Origin of the sequence: Snuella lapsa (assembly GCF_039539345.1) — a bacterium.
GTDB lineage: Bacteria > Bacteroidota > Bacteroidia > Flavobacteriales > Flavobacteriaceae > Snuella > Snuella lapsa.
On sequence record NZ_BAABCY010000032.1, the window covers coordinates 83,345 to 100,295 of the forward strand.

Sequence of the window (16,951 nt, forward strand, 5' to 3'; positions counted from 1 at the left end):
TATTCAAAAGTAATAAAAAAATTGATGCAAGCAAGTTTTAATTAAATTATTTTAATCCTTTGTTTATCATCTTAATAGAAAACCATCCATTCAAATCGCTTATTTTAAAATATTGTCATCAAAATTCACATTAAACAAAGAATATCTCTTGAAAATAAAATTGTTATTCTCCCCAATTTGTATTCGGTTTTGCATCCATCCACAATTCCAAAAGCCCTCCTTTTGAAAATTCGATATGTTCAAACCAATATTGGTTTAATGGCTTTCCATTTAAGCGGGCATTTTGGATATACTTATTTTCCTTAGAGTTATTATACGCTTTTATTACAAAACGGCTTCCCTGGTAATAATCAGAGTTTAGTTTAATTGTTATCTCATCAAAAACCGGGCTCGTTATTTCATACACAGGATGTAATGACGTGTTCCCTTTTAAGCTAAAAAGCCCTAACGACATTAAAGCACTTACACCTCCCATTTGCCCTTGATCTTCATCATGACCTCCATAGCCTTTATCTGGTGTAATAGCGCCATAGGCTTGTTCATTAACTTTACGTACCCAATATTGTGCTAACCATGGCTTTCCAGCATAATTAAAAACATGGGCATTGCTACATCCTGGTTGGTTGGCATAACTAACGTAACCATTACCATAAGCAAATACAAAATCGGTGGAATCTGCTTGTTCAAAGGCGTAATTTAACTTATTACAAAGAGCCTCATTACCTCCCATAAGCGTTGCCAGACCGGGAATATCATGAGATACTGACCAGGTGGCCTGCCAAGCGTTGGCTTCAACCCAACCTTGTCCACTTAACGGATTGGTATGTAACCAATTGCCTTTTTTGCCTTTTGGAAAAATCAATTGGTATTGTTCATTATACAATGTTTTCCACCCCTCAGAACGTTTTAGAAAATAGGCTGCATCTTTCTCCTTTTTTAATCCTGAAGCCATCTGCGCCAACGACCAATCCTGAAAGGCTGCTTCCAAGGTCCTCCCGGCATTATCAATAAAATAGCCTTTTTCAATATAATTGTTATCTGCCTCCAACATCCCGCCAGGCATATGGTTTTGCTTCATGACTTTATAAGCGTGTTTATGATCTACCTTTGTTAATAAACCTCTGGTATATGCAGATACAATTAAAGGGGTAGCGGGACAGCCTGTCATAATATAGGAATAGCCCCCGGCATTGGGTCCTCTTGGTAAAAGTTTACCATTATCGGCATACTGCACTAACGAAGCAGAAAAATCATCCAGTACTTCGGGCCATGCTAGACCCCACAGAATATTCAAATTCCATTGGGTTAGCCAAAAGGCATCTGAATTATACATGTGAAACTTAGGCTTTCCATTGCTATTTTTAGGCAAGGTTCTTACCTTTAATTTGGCATTAAGGGTGTGCGATCCTTCCCTGTATCCTTGAGTATAATCTGGATAATCGCCACTATAATCATCAATTTTATGCCGTCCTAATAACACATGCCATAAATCGGTATAGAATTTAATTTTTTGGGCATCGGAACCGCCTTTTACATCAATTTTCCCCAACCAATCGTTCCATTCCTCTTTGGCTTCTTTCCTTACCTTATCAAAGTCCCAATGATTACATTCCTGTATTAGATTGTTCTTGGCATTTTCAATCGAGGTATAAGAGATGGCCATCTTCACCTTTAGTTCGCTCCCTTCCTTAACATTGTATAGCGCACTTACCCCTGAGGTAGGCGCTTCATAATAAGTCCATCCTTCTGGTCTTCTCGGTGTTTTTTCGGAACTTCCAACAAGATGTTCTACATTTTCATATTTGTTTGTATCTGCCCATCCGCTCATTTTTTCAAAAGGCTTATCAAATTGGATCACAAAAAACAGGGTGACATTATCAGGCCCTCCCCATAACCTGCCCATAGTATTTACGGAACCGTGTATTTCGGTGTCACTTACCTTAGTTACTTTAGCATCGGTCATGGTACTGGTACCAATATACCCACCCAGATTTATCAAGAGGTTCGATATGGCATCTTTAGCATACTTAAAACGATAAAAACTTACACGATCCGTCGTGGTTTGTTCTACCCATATATTATAATCTTCCAGGAAGACTTTATGGTATCCGGGCTGTACGATTTCATCACCATGTGAAAAGCGCGATTTCCAGTTTTGTTCTCCTAACGACGGATCAACATCACCAGTAGTAGGCATAAGGTCTAAGCCCGAAAGCATCCAACCGTGTACTTGAGGGAATCCTAAAATTTCTGTTGTGTTATAGTTATAGCCTCCCCCCATTTGGTTTTTATTTCTGGTCATTGGCGCAGCACTTATCATTCCAAACGGGCGACTACCCGTAACAAAATAAAAATACCGCCCTCTTGTGGTTTCAATATAGGGATCCACCCACGATACGTAATCTTCATAATCGGTTGGTGCAGGAAATACTTCTATCTCCGATAATCCCAAATAATCACCATCACCATCAGTAACCTGAAACTTGATCCATTCTACGTTCTTGTCTGGAAATGTTATGGTTTTCGGACTTCCATCGTTTGGAATAGCCGTAACGCTAATTTGAGTACCATCACTAAAATACAATGTCCCACCAGCTGTGTGCGAATGTAACGTAGTTCGATCGTAAAATACAACCTTGTTGATGGTTTGTGGGCTATCCCAATCTAGTTGCATCCAGGGGTAGTTTACACCTCCCCAGAAATTCATTTTGCTGTTCGAAGCCCATTCACCCAAATTAGCATAACGTACCACACCATCATTTACATGGCTAATATCAAATTCGGAATTTAAACTATTGCTGGTAGTGGCTTTTGCCTTACCTGCAATATTTCCTGGACCCGCCTGAACTGCATTGGTCATAGCTATAACCATTATAAAAAACAAAACTGACTTGATCTGCCTCTTAACAAGGTATATTGCATTAAATACGCATGCTTCAAAATTGTTTGTGTCTTTGTTCATTTAAACTTTATTTAAAACTATTTTTCTTAGGAGTACTTTTCATATCCAAAATCAATTCACCTCCCTTAATCAATTCTGCTTGGGGGATTTTCCAAGTTTTTAATGGTTTTCCATTGAGTTCTGCTGCGTGTATATATTTATTTTCCCTTGAGGCATTATTAGCTTTAATTACAAAGGTGTTACCGCTGTAATAGTTATCGCTTAAATGAATGGTTACTTTCTCGAACCTTGGACTTCCAATTTCGTAATTTGGGTTGATGCTGCTGCCTCCATCCATTTGGAACAGCCCCATAGTACTCATAATATACCAGGCACTCATTTGACCTTGGTCTTCATCACCCGGATACGCATCCCGGGGCCCCAAACCATAGTATTTCTCCTGAATGGCCCGTGCCCATTTCTGGGTCAACCAGGGTTCTCCGGCATGGTTAAAAAGGTATGCCGATTGCATGTTAGACTCGTTACCATGGTTGATCGGGTATTTGGTAAAATTATCGGCCAATGCATTAAAATAGACTTTCTCTGAAGATACCATCCCCTCATTCAATACTTTTATAAAACGTTTTCTTCCCATAGCATCAACCAAGCCTTTTACATTTTGTGGTACATACCAAGTATATTGCCAACTGTTAGACTCGCAAAATCCGGGTGCATGATAAGGACTAAAATCTTCCAACCAGCTGCCATCCTTATGCCTAGGGCGTACAAATCCTGTTTCTGGATCAAATATGTTTCTCCAATTCTCCGAGCGTTTCATAAAGACCTGATAGGTAGAGTCTTTCCCAATTGCTTGCGCATATTGTGCAAAGCACCAATCTTGATAGGCATACTCCATGGTATTGGATACATAACTTTGATATTCCTGGTTAAGTGGTACATAGCCCTTATCTAAATAATAAATATAACTTTCATTACCGACTTCGCCGCCTCCAGGGTACTTTTCCATTAATGCGGTTTGTTGATGGTACAATGCTTTGTACATCTTATCCGTATCAAAATCTCTAATCCCATGCTGATAGGCCGAAACAATAAGGGGTATCTCGGGCTGCCCGATCATCACCCTGAAATACTCCATACCAGGATTTCCAATAGGTAACCAGCCTCCTTTGTCATACATTTCTAAAAAAGTATGAATCCAACCCGAAGCATATTCTGGTGCTATTAGGTTATAAAATTGCACCAGATTCCAATGCCATCCCCAATAACCATCACTCCCATAAACGGGTCTAGACGGATCGGTCTGCTGTACCCTTTCATTCATATCCATCCATTTACCGTTTACATCACTCCAAGTCGTTCTTGGACTCAATGCTCTGTAGAAATTGGTATAAAACTTTTTCTTTTGGAGCATATCGGGCGTTTCGATTTCCACACGGTTCAACAATCTATTCCAGGTTGCTTTTTGGTGGGCTACAATGGCTTCGAAATCCCAGTCGAAAGGTTTTACCATCTCTTCTTGAAGATTTAGCTTTGCTTGCTCAATATTTATTAAGGAAATACCTGTTCTTACTTTTACTTCTTTCGTGCCTTTAGCAAAATTAACTATAGCTCCTGCATCCTTTATATCATACTTTTGGGGATACCAGCGCAACCAATCTGGATCGTAGGACTGGCTATTAATTTTATTGATTTTTTCTTTAATACGATCCAATACCCACCCGTCCATCTGTACAATGGGCTGATCGAATTGCATCACAAAATGCAACTTGTAGTCCTGACTCCCAGCATAACCCGTAGCAGAACAATGTGACTGCGCCCAGCCTTCTATTTCGGTATCACTTATCTTTTTAATTTCGGCATCCTGCAAATCCCAGGTATACTCGGCAGGAAAGTGAAGGTCTATCAACACCCTGTTTTCTTTGCTTTCGGGAAAAGTATACCGCTGCATAGAAGCCCGGGTGGTAGCTGTTAACTCAACATTAATATCATAATCGGTGAGGTAAGTGCTATATCTTCCTATTTCGGCCTTCTCTTTTTGTTTGTCAATCCTGGATCTGTAACCCAGATCTGGATTGCTGGCTGGGCCGGGCTGAATACGTAATGGGCCGTTTGTTGGCATCATTAGCAAGCCTGCCATCGTCCATTCGTGAAGATGACTAAAGCCCATCACATTTTCTATTTGATACTCATAACCTGCTTTCCATTGACTGTCCTCATTTTCGGGAGCTATTTTTACCATCCCCATTGGCATCCAAGGTCCAGGGGCGATCATCCATCGAGAGCCGCTTGTTCCCATAAACTGATCTACATAATCGACCGGTTGCACCATCGGGGCTGGCTTACGGTTCAATTTGGCATCATATTTCAGTTTGCCATCTACAAAAACCTGAACTTGTGACGTTTTTTGCTTATCTACCGCTGGAAATTGAAATTCAAGTATGGAGTGTCCAGCCTCCATTATGTGTTCTAATGCCAAACCATCGACTACCACCTTGATCTTAACCTTTTTACCAATATGTCGCATATCGAGTCTTAATGGTAAGGTTTTCTTACCTTTCTGTTCTTGTTCACTATCGGCAAATTCAACCGCATGCAAAAGGGTGTTACCTGGAGCACCTATCTTCAATGTCAATGGACCGTAAAAAGCAATAGCGTCGAAAGCGCACCAGTTACCGGTCATGTTCTGAAAGACTATTTCATTAATCCCCTCCTTAAGAATGGAAACAGGTAGGGCAAAAGAAACCTGTTGGGGCTTTCCCTTTATCTTGTCGGGTGATTCGGAAGCCCCTTCTTTTAACTGGTACTCATAATTTACACCGTTTACGGTACAGCGAAACAAAGGCGCCTGCTGTACATTAACATCTGCAAAATCTATTGACAATACACATTTGCCTTCTCTAGGCAGCTTGACTATTTCAAAATAAACGGGTAATGTATTTAGTGCCAGACCGGCCCAATACCCATAACCGGAAAAAGCATCTTTAGGGCCCGGTAACAGATATGGAAAGTCTTCTTTAACATTAGATGCTCCAACCACAAAATAGCTATTGGCTCCCCCAAAACCATTAGGAACAAATTCTTTATAGTCACTTGGAGCTAAAGCAAATTCGAAAATTTAATTATCCGAAACTCCAATATTCCATTTTAATTCATTGACAGGTTTTTGGGCAACTACATTTAAAGAAGCCATGATTAGCAAAAAGCATAAGGCATTTTGAATTACTCTATTTAAAATCATTTTGTCAGTATATTTTTTACACGTTTGGTTATTAGCAAATATTTGATTACGCTCTATGCTAAACCTTTACTTTTTTATTTTACAGTACAATTTCCGGGAAATGTTCTTTAGAGAGATATGGGCTTAAATCATTTTTATGTATGTCTGTTCCCCATAGATATACTCTTTTCAGGTTCTTCATTTTGGAAAACAGGTCTAAACTTTTTTTGGTGACGTTTGTTTGATATAAGTTCAAACTGGTAATGCTCTCATTATCCAATAAAGCCATAACCCCTGAATCGGTTATTTGGTTTTTATATAGATTGAGTTTTCTTAAGTTTTTAAACTGGCTTATCACTTCCAGATGGCTGTCATTTAAAGAATTATCACCTAAGGACAACCAAAAAATATGTTCCTTTATCTTCAATAACTTCAGAAGTTTGGCATCAAGCTCGTCTTTATTGTCTTCTGTTATCGTCGAAGTGGGTAATACAATTTCATATAAATTTGACTCAAATACCAACTCTCTCACTTTAAAACCACTTGCAATAACTTCATTTAATATCTCATCGTTAATCTTACTGAGTATGGGCAAGGTTTCGACACTTTTTTCTACTACACCTTCTATTTTTAACATATTAGAAGCGATACTTCTAATAGCTTCTGATGTTTTAACCGACCCTACTTTAATACTAAAATCTGCATTGGCATTATTTATCCAATATTTCATAATTTCCACCTCTTCTTCAGTAAGAGGTGTTTTACCTTCTGGCGGCATAACATCTTCATGATGCTCATCCAAAAGGACACGGCGTATCATTTCGGATTTCGCAGCATTTCCAGCAACAAAAGCCGCCCCATTTTTACCACCGTTTTGAATAGCAATCGTATCTTGAAATGAAAGTCCTCCCTTTTTCTTACTGTTATTATGGCAACTTACACATCTATTTTGAAGGATAGGATTTACCAAATAGTCATAAACAATGGCATCTTCTAGCTTAGAGATTTGAGGCAACTCTTTGATTGGTTTCTTTCCAAAAGGCGCATACTTTGTTAAATAGCCATCTCCATGGGTTAAATTTCCGCCATAATGCCCCGTAACACTTAGTAAGACTACTATAAGTGCCAAGCTAGATATATGGTGTTTTCCTTTTTCAAATTTTGAAATGTTAATTTTTTCACTCCGAATTAACCATGCCAAAAAGGTGATGCCCGTTGTGGCTATTCCAAACCAAAAATGTACATTTAAAACGTCTGCCTCATAATCTCCACTTTTTGAGAGCATGAATCCCAAAATACAAGCTACCGCTGCACTTATAGCCCCAGTTAGCAAAGCCAAGGGAATAGCCGAAGTCATTGCTGGTTGTTTTTTATAATGTCCAACAAGCTCAAGCATAAAAGCGAAACATAAAAATCCAATAGGCAGATGCACTATAAGTGGGTGAAACCTTCCTATAAACAGTATAAAATCTGAAACATTACTCTCCATAAAAACCCCTTATTATTCCTAAATACTCTTCATTCAAATCACAGTTAAGCCTTTTAATAGCCAACTCATCCCTTGCTTTTTTGTTTTAACTTAAAATATCTTTTACCACCTTTCCATGAACATCAGTCAACCTAAATCTTCGTCCCTGATATTTATAGATCAGCCTTTCATGGTCAATACCAAAAAGGTGCAGTAAAGTTGCTTGAAAATCATGTGTATGCACTGGGTCTTTAATAATGTTGTAACTGAAATCATCTGTTTCACCATAGGTAAATCCAGGTTTTATTCCAGCACCGGCCATAAACATGGTAAATGCCTTTGGGTGATGATCCCGACCATAATTGGTATTTGTTAACTGCCCTTGCGAATACACGGTACGCCCAAATTCGCCACCCCAAATCACCAAAGTGTCTTCCAGCATCCCTCTTTGCTTTAAATCTTTTATCAATGCGGCCGTCGCCTGATCGGTATTCTTACATTGCATTTTAAGCCCTCCCGGGCAATTTGCATGTTGGTCCCAACCTTGATGATATAACTGTACAAACTTTACATCTTTCTCCAACAGCTTACGCGCCATTAAGCAATTAGCGGCATATGTTCCCGGGTTACGACTATCTTCTCCATACATATCGAAAATATAATCGGGTTCATCTGAAGTATCTGTAACTTCGGGTACCGACGTTTGCATTTTATAGGCCATTTCGTATTGAGAAATCCTGGCATTTATCTCCGAATCACCATAGGTATCGTATGCTATACCGTTTAGCTTATTTAAGTAATTGAGCATATTTCTGCGATCCTCACCATCATAATTTTCGGGATTTCCCAAGTACAGTACTGGATCTTTTCCTGAACGGAATTGAACACCCTGATGTTCTGTAGGCAAAAAGCCATTACCCCAGAGACGGGAATACAGCGGTTGCCCGCTTCCGTTTTTAGAAACAAGTGAAATAAATGTTGGTAAATTATCGTTATCGGATCCCAAACCATAACTTATCCATGATCCTATAGAAGGACGCCCGGGTTGTTGGCTTCCTGTTTGAAAAAAAGTAATAGCCGGATCATGGTTAATGGCATCGGTATGCATACTCTTTATAAAACACAAATCGTCTGCTATTTCCGATAAATAGGGCATGGCATCACTTACCCATGCCCTTGATTCTCCATACTGTTTAAAATTCATTATGGAAGGTGCTATTGGAAAAGCTGTCTGATCGGCACTCATCCCTGTTAATCGTTGGCCTGCCCTTACAGAATCGGGAAGATCATTACCAAACATATCTTTAAGCTTGGGCTTGTAATCAAACAGATCTATTTGGGAAGGTCCTCCGCTTTGAAACAGATAAACCACACGTTTCGCCTTGGGTAAATGATGGGGTAGTCCTAAATTATTCTTGACTAAAGCATCTAGAGCATACTTATCATCAGCAAAAGAACCTACATTAGCCCACGACTTCTCCGAATTAAGTAAGGATCCTAAGGCTATAGCACCTAGTCCTAAGGACGTCTTTTTAAAAAACGTTCTTCGATCCCACTGCTTTTCAATATTCTGTAGGTCCTTATTATTAGATCTTAACTTATCATGATTATTACACATAATGCTTTATTTTTGATTAGACATCAAAATAGAAATACCTATCTCTTGGTTATATATGCATCCATATTCATAACGGTATTGACTGTTACGGCGTTAGCCGCTATCAATGCCTTATTGTCTCTTTCTTTTATTTTATATGCTCCTGTATTTAACCACCCTTTTGCTTTGTCTATATTATCAACGAACTTCATATACTCACTTTCATGAAGCTCTACCAGCAATTGCAGTTCTTCTTTTTTAATTTTTCTCCCTGTAAGCTTTCTAAATATAGTCGCTATGGCCTCTTTTTGATCTTTATAACCAGCCATATCCTTTCCAATAACTCTGGCGGCTTCAATATAGATGGGGTCGTTAAGCAAAACCAAGGCTTGTAATGGGGTGTTAGTTTTCTGTCTACGAACGGTACAAACATCGCGCGCTGGCGCATCAAAAGTAGCAAGGGTAGGGTGCGGTACGGATCGTTTCCAAATAGTATACAAACTTCTGCGGTATAAATTTTCGCCAGTATCTTGTTTGTACCTAGCATTATTAACACTCCATAACCCTTCAGGCTGATAAGGGCTTACACTCTCTCCTCCAATGGTTTTATTTAACAGTCCTGAACAGGCCAATGCATTATCTCTTAACATTTCTCCTGTTAAACGCATGGAAGGTCCTCTTGCTAATAATTTATTTTCGGCATCCCGTTCAAACAGAGATTCATTAGCCTTTGACGCTTGCTGGTAGGTATTGGACATCACTATTAATTTCTGTAATGCTTTAACATCCCACCCGGATGCTCTAAAATGGATTGACAGCCAATCTAATAGTTCTGGATGTGATGGCATTTCTCCCTGATTTCCAAAATCTTCGCTTGTTTTTACCAGACCCTGTCCAAAGTAATGTTGCCAAAACCTGTTTATTGCCACTCTTGCAGTTAGTGGGTGATCTTTATGAAACAACCATTTTGCCAGCCCCAATCGGTTTTTAGGATAGTCTGTCGGTATGGGGAGCAAAGCCTCAGGGGTATTAGGAAAGACCTTCTCTCCTTTGGCTTTATAATCACCCCGTTCCAGAACATAGGCCTGAACAGGATCTGGTAATTCCTTCATAATCATTACCTCCTGGATCTTCTCTACACTATCTACATATTGTTTTCTTAATTTCGCCAGTTGTCGCTGTTGACTATCTCCTTCATGATAAATCTTTTTTAAGTAGAAATCTTGCAACAGTTTTTTGTCATTTAATGAAAGCTCTGTAATATCCTTTAAAAACATCTTCTTTACATCATCTGTCTCTGCCAATTGCATGATCTCAATTGCCGACAATGCCCTTTCGTACACTTTAATTTCATCTACAACGGCTCCTTTTATTCCTTTTCCCCTTAACCTGGCTCCTAATTGTAAGCCTGGTTCGTTACCTCTTCTAAAAAGTATATCCTTATAAAGATTATCCGTTTTAACCGTTGTTTCTACTTCTTTACCATTTACATATAATTTATAATCCTCTGCTTTACTGGATCCGTTATAAGTTATAGCAAAATGCACCCATTCATCTCTAGGAAAACCACCGTTTGAGATTTTTATTATGGCATTATCGGGCGCTGTATGCGCCATCATTAATTCCAGTTTGTCATCGACAATCTTAAGATGATACCCACGCCAATTATAAAGAATGGCACCATCTCCCTTGTGAAGTATATTACCATTTTTAATAGTTTCCGGAACATTAGCCCAAACGCTAATGCTAAAGGCATCATTGCGGCCAAAAACCCCTGCCTTTTTTAAATCCAGCCATGTATCACCATCAAACAAAATGCCTTTTCCTTTTTTGCCTTTTGTAAGAGGGACTTCAAGATTTTCGCGCGATTCACGCTTCATTGTTCCTTTTTGACTCGGGGTTAAGAGATTCTCCAAGCCTTGACTATCCAAATTAAAATAAGCTGTTAAACCCGCTTTGGGATCTGTTTTTAATGCAGATTTGTAAATTCCTTCTTTTAGCCATGCATTGAATCCCAAAACACCTTCCGAACCTTCCCTTGCTACTATTTTTTCTTCCGTAGTCTCCATCAAGTTTTCGAGATACTGTTTTACCTTAGCTTCTTCTTCTGTTGGCAAAAGCATTGTTGGGACAGGCATTGCATTATTGAAAGAAATTTGCCCCGACTCATTTATATTATTAAAATAGCTGGTTAACTCGTAAAAATTCTTTTGAGAAATTGGGTCGTATTTGTGATCGTGGCACCTAGCACAAGCAACGGTAAGTCCCATAAAAGCCTGTCCCGTTGTAGTCGCTCTGTCCACAGCATACTCTACCAAAAATTCTTCGTTTATAATACCGCCTTCCATATTTTGAGGATGAATACGGTTAAATGCTGTTGCCAAAATGGTTTCTTTGGTGGGGTTTTCTAATAAATCGCCCGCCAATTGCCAGGTTACAAACTGATCATAAGGCATATTTTTATTAAAAGCATCGATCACCCAATCACGCCAAGGCGACATGTCCCTATATCGATCCACACTGTAACCATGGGTATCTGCAAACCGTGAGAGGTCCATCCAACCTAAAGCCATCTGCTCACCAAATTGACTCGAAGCCAGCAACTTGTCTACTTGTTTTTCATAAGCATTTGGTGCATCATCGCTTAAAAAAGCATCTATATCTTCTATAGTAGGTGGTAAACCTGTAAGATCCAAAGATACCCTACGTAATAAAGTTTCCTTATCTGCTCTGGGACTTGGCTCTAACTTTTCCTTTTCTAGACGCGCCAATATAAAATTATCGATAGGGTTGGCAACAAAATTGTTATTTTTAACTTTCGGCATCTTATAAGCCTTAGGTTTAATAAATGCCCAATGATCCTTATATTTTGCGCCATCTTCGATCCATTTTATTAAAACTGCTTTTTCATAATAGGACAATGTTAAGTGAGAACTAGGCTCCGGCATAATTTCGTTTGGATCTGTTGATAGAATCCTGTGAAATACCTCACTTTTATTCAGGTTACCAGGTTTTATGGCAAACTTACCCGGAGATTCTGTTAATTCTGCATAGGCTGCTTGAGCTGCATGTAATTGTAAACCGCCTTCAATTTTTCCCTTGTCCGGACCATGACATAAAAAACATTTGTCCGATAATATTGGTTTTACATGCTTGTTAAAGTCAACTTCATTTGGAAGACTTTGATATTGCGAATAAACTGTCTCGGGCAATTCCGGCCCTTTACATGAAATACAAAAAGCAATTACTATAAATAATATGTCTCTTTTATATAATTTTATCATGATCGTTACAAAATACTTTTCAACCTATTGCTCCTTTCTACTTATTTATCCATGCTCCTATAACCTAAGCTAAATATCACTTTAACTGCATCAAACCCCTACATCCTGTCTACTTGTCTTGACCTTCTCTATCAAGTATTGGTTCTATTGCTATCGATCAATGGCAATACAAACATATAAGCAAAACACACAATCAAAACCAAAATGCTACCTACAACTCCAGAAACAGAAGTTACTGCCCCCATAATTGGTGGAATGACCGCCCCACCAACTACTGCCATAATCAATAACCCCGATATTTCGTTGGCTCTTGTTGGCATTTTGTTAATGGCTATGGAGAATACCAAAGGAAATAAGTTCCCTGCTCCCAAACCTACTATAAAGATACCAATTTGGGCCAAAAATACTGTAGGCGAAAGTAAAATCAACAGTACACCTACTAGAGCTAAAGTAGTCGTGCTGACTAAAAAGAAGATAGGCTTAAAAAACTGTAATAATATGGCCCCCAGAAAACGGCTAATCATTAAAGCCGTAAAATAAACACTTATGCCATAGGATGCACTTTCCAAGGTTAGTCCGTGTAATTTCATTAAAAAGCTTTGAATATTGGAATTCATCCCTACATCGGCACCAACAATCAGGAATATGGCTATCACGACTGCAATGATGAATTTATTTTTAAGCAAGCCTATGCAAGAAGCAAATGTTGCAGGTGTATCGGACTTAATAACCTCTTCTATTTTTGTAGTATATAACCATAACAGGGAAATAATGGAAACCACGCTATAAACAATAAATACCAATCGCCAGTCACCAAAATGTAGAGCCATATAGGTGGCGATAATAGGCCCCAGTAACGAGGTGATCGCTTTTACGAATTGTGAAAGGCTTAAAAAACTTGATAATTTTTCCTTTGGTGTTACTTCCTGTAATAATGGGTTTGCAGCAACTTGTACAATCGTGTTTCCTATACCAATAAATACAAAAGCAATTAAGACCATAATAAAAGAGTAATTAACAAAGGGAAGCGACATGCCTAATAAGGTTACTATAATACCAATGTTCATCATCTTCTTTTTACCTATTTTATCCTGTAATAAGCCAACTGGTATTGAAAATACAAAAAACCAAATAAAGACCATAGAAGGGATAAATTGCGCCAACGTATCGGAAAGTTCAAAATCCTTTTGCACATAGCCTGTTGAAACACCTACAATATCAACAAATCCCATGACGATAAAGGTGAGGAAAACTGGTAAAATCTTAGTTAAATGGATTCTTTTTGAAGTCATTCATTTATATTTAGAGGTTAGGTAAATCATTCTTTACATGTTCCCAAAAATGTAAGTCAAATAGTTTGGCACTACCTATAATGGCTGCATCTTCCATTAGTTTTGAAATTTCGAAATCAACTAGTAATCCAGCCTCGCTAATTTTTTGTTTTAAAGTAGGCAGAAAGAAGTCGTGGGCTAGGGATACGTTCCCACCTAATATAATAAGCTCTGGTTTGAATTTTTGGAGGAAAGGAATCATAAACTCGGCCATATTAGCACCAAATTCCGTGAAAACCTGTTTTGAATGGGCATCATTTGCTTCGGCAATGTCTTTAACACCGTGCACCTGCTTTGATGTTAATTCATAATAACGTTTAATACACCAACGTGTTGAAAAATAGTCATCTCCTATACCATCCTTATAAGGTTCATCCCATAAACAGCCTCCTTCGGGCACATCATCGGCATTAACCTGAGGCACGCCCTCCTTTATAAATGCTGAACCAAATCCAGTACCAAGGGTCACGGCTATCGTTTTACTATAATTTTTAGCTTTTCCCATTGCGGAAACGCCAACTCCAAAAGCCGTAGCATCATTAATAAACCGCATATTAACCGAACTGGCGTTAATATATTTTGCCAATTCATTGGGTACTGATACATTATACAGGTTTTCATATTTGTCGTTACCTTCAAACATGGCCAATCCCGTTTTATAATGAAAAGGTCCCGGCATGGCAAACCCAATATGCACGTCTGTTTCTTTGGAAACGTCGGCTATGGTTTTATTAATGGCCTGACTCCAGTTTAAAAAAATATCTTCCTTAGTGGCTTTATTATTGACTTTTACAGAATGTGTCGTTCCCGAAATTATTTCAAGGGTATTAATATCTACAGCCGCACTTGTTATATGACTTCCGCCAATATCGACTCCAATGGCAATGTTGTTTTTCATCCTTATAATTTTAAAAATTTATTACACTAAAATGTTCAAATGTATATACAATATAATTAAAAACACGTTTGTCCATTATTGGTTATTTTCTATTAAAGTTCTCTTTTAATATCTATATCGTAAGTAAAATAATCTGTATGATAATAGACGGTGTTATATTCCACTGGTCTATCTCCCACATCTAAAACCAATCGTTCTCTCTTTAAAATAGCCATCTCTTTTTTAACATCTAACATCTCCGCTATTTTAGCATCGGCTGAGACCGCTTTTAATTTTTCTTTGGATGTGGACACTATAATATCATGTTCTCTCTCTAATAATTCATACAGAGGAATCATAAAATTTTCATCGCCTGTAATACCTATCCTTGGGTGGAAATACGAAACTGAATACAGGTATTTTGCTTCTTTAGATCCTCTTATCTTTTCTAATTTCCATACTTTTTTTGTTTCTGGAACACCTAATGCTTCATAGACTTCTTTCTCTGCCTGCACCAAAGCTATGTTCACAAGGTAGTTAACTACTTCAATACCCTGGTTGCGCATTTCTTTGGTAAAACTAATCCAGTTATCGAGGCGCGTTGATATTTTCTTGGCTATAACCTTGGTTCCAATACCTTTTTTACGTTCAATAAGTCCTTCATGTACCAATTTATTAATGGCTTGTCGTATCGTATTCCTTGATACCCCAAGCTTTTTGGACAAGGCTACTTCTTTTGGTAAAAGCTTGTCTCCTTTAATATAATCCTCTCTTTTTATCAGCTCTCTTAAATACACTTCTATTTGAGCATGAAGTGGTACGGGACTATTTTGATCTAACTTAAAATTCATTATTGAAGCCTTCGTTTTTTTTCATATTAATGAATGCTAAATATATGACATTTTTAACTTATTCGTTAGCCCAATCATAAAACTGTTCTATAGCGGCATATAAAACTCCTGCTGAGCCTCTAAATGTCCCTGAGCCCTCGGGTTTATTATCGACTGTATACCACTCGAAAAAACCATTATTTTTAATCACGCGATCGGTCATAGGTAGCATTTGTTCGTAAGCTTCTTTAACAAAACCATACTTTATCAATTGTTGGATCATACGCCCTCCAAACCAGGTCCAGTCTCCACCGTTTTGATACCCATACGGATACATCCCTTTGTTCTCAAAAGCCCATTCGGGATATGGCGGATACATGGTAAGCCCAATGGAACCTGCTTCGGAAGCTTTTACATTGGCAACCATTTTATCCACGGCTATTTTAATCTGTTCTTTATTCAACAGGCCGGCTTCAATAGCAACCGCAGTACCACCGTGATAATAGATCTCATTTTCGTTAAAATCTGCAGGATAAGGCGATTTTTCCAAATACACATGAGGAATAAATTTTTGATTCTTCTCGTCCCATAACACCTTCATGGTATTTGTTGCTACCTCATCGCGAATCGCTTGCCATTTTCCTTTAGTTTCGGGAATGAGTTCCATCATATTATCCAATGCAATCAATAGCATGGCATTATCGTAAATATCTACACAATACACCGTATCATCGGTTATATAAACACCCCAGGGATGGGTATGCTGTACATCCCCCCAATCGGCAGTAGTGGCTCCGTATATCAAACCGTATTTCTCGGACCAGCGGTGATCCATTAAAAATGCCATGGATTGTTCCATACGTTCGGCGACCGTTATATCCCCTATTTTAATACTTAAAAAACCGGTATCTCCTGTTTTCTTAATATATTTATATACAGCCTGTATCAAGGAAGTTTCATGATCTGTTTCCACCGTATTTTTATGTCCACAATAGTTTGGCTCCAAATCGGAATAAATGTATTGATAGCCGCCTTCGGTCTGTACGGCCTTCTCCTTCGGAATAAAACCATCTATGATATTACCATCCTCTCCCTGTAAACGAAAAAAGACCAGTAAATTTTCTTTAAGGGTTTCCTTATCGAACACTTCTGCTGACAATTCGATAAAGGTATTATAATCCCTGATCCATACCTCACCATAGCCATCGCCGGCATTAAAGCCTGTTTTAACCACTTCAAGAGCTCTTTCCTTTACTTCTTTAAACCCGGGGTCAGTCAGTATTTTTTTTGCTAATGCTTTGTTTTCTTTATTTCCGGAGCATGCTATCAAAACACACGTTATTACAGTTAGCACTAATTGTTTCATCTGTTAATTTTTTATTTTTAAAAAGATCGTCGCTTTGACTTCGACCACACTCAATCTGACAGCTTTGAATGATAGGTTC

Annotated in this window: 10 protein-coding genes; all 10 read right to left on the bottom strand. The window is 38.4% G+C overall.

Features of this window, described 5'->3' with window-relative positions:
- Positions 1-163 precede the first annotated feature (163 nt).
- Complete coding sequence (locus tag ABD792_RS05335) at positions 164-2,962, bottom strand: GH92 family glycosyl hydrolase (RefSeq protein ID WP_345004795.1); 2,799 nt, start codon at positions 2,960-2,962, stop codon at positions 164-166.
- Between the two features lie 7 nt (positions 2,963-2,969).
- Positions 2,970-5,939: a GH92 family glycosyl hydrolase gene (locus tag ABD792_RS05340; RefSeq protein WP_345004796.1), complete on the bottom strand. Its 2,970-nt coding sequence runs from the start codon at positions 5,937-5,939 to the stop codon at positions 2,970-2,972.
- Between the two features lie 78 nt (positions 5,940-6,017).
- Positions 6,018-6,140: a hypothetical protein gene (locus ABD792_RS05345; RefSeq protein WP_345004798.1), complete on the bottom strand. Its 123-nt coding sequence runs from the start codon at positions 6,138-6,140 to the stop codon at positions 6,018-6,020.
- Positions 6,141-6,219: 79 nt separating this feature from the next.
- Entirely contained in the window at positions 6,220-7,608 is a 1,389-nt protein-coding gene (locus tag ABD792_RS05350; protein ID WP_345004800.1) for a DUF2231 domain-containing protein, read from the bottom strand.
- 85 nt (positions 7,609-7,693) lie between these two features.
- A complete protein-coding gene (locus ABD792_RS05355) occupies positions 7,694-9,205 on the bottom strand; it encodes a DUF1501 domain-containing protein (protein ID WP_345004801.1) in 1,512 nt (503 codons plus the stop codon).
- Positions 9,206-9,243: 38 nt separating this feature from the next.
- The gene (locus ABD792_RS05360; protein WP_345004802.1) at positions 9,244-12,468 is read right to left on the bottom strand and encodes a DUF1553 domain-containing protein; all 3,225 of its coding nucleotides are present in this window, start codon (positions 12,466-12,468) and stop codon (positions 9,244-9,246) included.
- A gap of 131 nt (positions 12,469-12,599) precedes the next feature.
- Positions 12,600-13,760, bottom strand: coding sequence for an MFS transporter (locus ABD792_RS05365; RefSeq protein ID WP_345004804.1), 1,161 nt, complete (start codon positions 13,758-13,760; stop codon positions 12,600-12,602).
- Between the two features lie 10 nt (positions 13,761-13,770).
- Entirely contained in the window at positions 13,771-14,697 is a 927-nt protein-coding gene (locus ABD792_RS05370) for an ROK family protein (RefSeq protein WP_345004805.1), read from the bottom strand.
- Between the two features lie 92 nt (positions 14,698-14,789).
- Complete coding sequence (locus ABD792_RS05375) at positions 14,790-15,527, bottom strand: GntR family transcriptional regulator (protein ID WP_345004806.1); 738 nt, start codon at positions 15,525-15,527, stop codon at positions 14,790-14,792.
- Between the two features lie 58 nt (positions 15,528-15,585).
- Positions 15,586-16,872 carry a glucosidase family protein gene (locus tag ABD792_RS05380; RefSeq protein WP_345004807.1) on the bottom strand — a complete coding sequence of 429 codons (1,287 nt, stop codon included), beginning with the start codon at positions 16,870-16,872 and terminating at the stop codon, positions 15,586-15,588.
- Positions 16,873-16,951: the final 79 nt, after the last annotated feature.

Bases quoted from the DNA above. Each gene is read 5' to 3' on its own strand.
- ABD792_RS05335 (WP_345004795.1), bottom strand. From the start codon at position 2,962: ATGAACAAAGACACAAACAATTTTGAAGCATGCGTATTTAATGCAATA.
- ABD792_RS05345 (WP_345004798.1), bottom strand. From the start codon at position 6,140: ATGATTTTAAATAGAGTAATTCAAAATGCCTTATGCTTTTTGCTAATC.
- ABD792_RS05350 (WP_345004800.1), bottom strand. From the start codon at position 7,608: ATGGAGAGTAATGTTTCAGATTTTATACTGTTTATAGGAAGGTTTCAC.
- ABD792_RS05355 (WP_345004801.1), bottom strand. From the start codon at position 9,205: ATGTGTAATAATCATGATAAGTTAAGATCTAATAATAAGGACCTACAG.
- ABD792_RS05360 (WP_345004802.1), bottom strand. From the start codon at position 12,468: ATGATAAAATTATATAAAAGAGACATATTATTTATAGTAATTGCTTTT.
- ABD792_RS05365 (WP_345004804.1), bottom strand. From the start codon at position 13,760: ATGACTTCAAAAAGAATCCATTTAACTAAGATTTTACCAGTTTTCCTC.
- ABD792_RS05370 (WP_345004805.1), bottom strand. From the start codon at position 14,697: ATGAAAAACAACATTGCCATTGGAGTCGATATTGGCGGAAGTCATATA.
- ABD792_RS05375 (WP_345004806.1), bottom strand. From the start codon at position 15,527: ATGAATTTTAAGTTAGATCAAAATAGTCCCGTACCACTTCATGCTCAA.
- ABD792_RS05380 (WP_345004807.1), bottom strand. From the start codon at position 16,872: ATGAAACAATTAGTGCTAACTGTAATAACGTGTGTTTTGATAGCATGC.